The sequence below is a fragment of the Pseudoalteromonas sp. Isolate6 genome (genome assembly GCF_022398435.1).
In the GTDB taxonomy this organism is placed as follows: domain Bacteria; phylum Pseudomonadota; class Gammaproteobacteria; order Enterobacterales; family Alteromonadaceae; genus Pseudoalteromonas; species Pseudoalteromonas galatheae.
Map to the genome: position 1 here is coordinate 1 of NZ_JAKEVK010000403.1, position 820 is coordinate 820.

2 tRNA genes and 2 rRNA genes are annotated in these 820 nt (G+C 42.4%); all 4 read right to left on the minus strand.

The annotated features are described in order from the left end of the window. Positions 1 to 110 (minus strand): 23S ribosomal RNA (locus tag L1D50_RS23150); the annotation flags it as partial. Positions 111 to 381: 271 nt separating this feature from the next. Further along, a tRNA-Ala gene (locus tag L1D50_RS23155) sits at positions 382 to 457 on the minus strand. 117 nt (positions 458 to 574) lie between these two features. After that, a tRNA-Ile gene (locus tag L1D50_RS23160) sits at positions 575 to 651 on the minus strand. A gap of 77 nt (positions 652 to 728) precedes the next feature. Beyond that, a 16S ribosomal RNA gene (locus L1D50_RS23165) occupies positions 729 to 820 on the minus strand; the annotation flags it as partial.

Below are 820 nucleotides of genomic sequence, written 5' to 3' on the forward strand. Positions count from 1 at the left end.
CCTAGTCTCAAGCGCCTCTTACTGGCTTGACTAGGCTTATCGCAAGTTAGTACGTCCTTCATCGCCTCCAACTGCCAAGGCATCCACCGTGTACGCTTAGTCACTTAACCATACAACCCAAAATGGTTTGTATCGTCAAAGACAGTTTAACTTCGCCAGAAGTTAATATTGAATACTAAAGTAGACGCTAATTAATCATCGAAATGATTAATCGGCATTTTCTTTCGAAAACTCGATAAATAACTTTATGTTATCTATCAGAATTTAATTTTTCAGCTTTTCCAAATTTTTAAAGAGCAAGAGAATAACTTCTCAGAGTTAAAAACTCTCAGTTACTTGAACCTGAGTAAGAGTGTTTATCTATAAGAAGGAGTAGTAAAGTGGTGGAGCTAAGCAGGATCGAACTGCTGACCTCCTGCGTGCAAGGCAGGCGCTCTCCCAGCTGAGCTATAGCCCCACATTACTAGGATAACATTGTTTGTTTTTTACCTATCTTTGCTTTCAGGCAAGGATTTTTGTGACGAACGTTTAGTTTGCTAAACGAGTCGCAAAAAGACGCAGCATCAAAGCAAAGTGGTGGGTCTGAGTAGACTTGAACTACCGACCTCACGCTTATCAGGCGTGCGCTCTAACCAGCTGAGCTACAGACCCAAACAATGTTTGTGTTCTCTAATTCTAATCAACAATCATCTGTGTGGACACTTCGAACAAATAAGTTCTAAATCGTATAAGGAGGTGATCCAGCCCCAGGTTCCCCTAGGGCTACCTTGTTACGACTTCACCCCAGTCATGAATCACTCCGTGGTGAACGTCCCCCCGA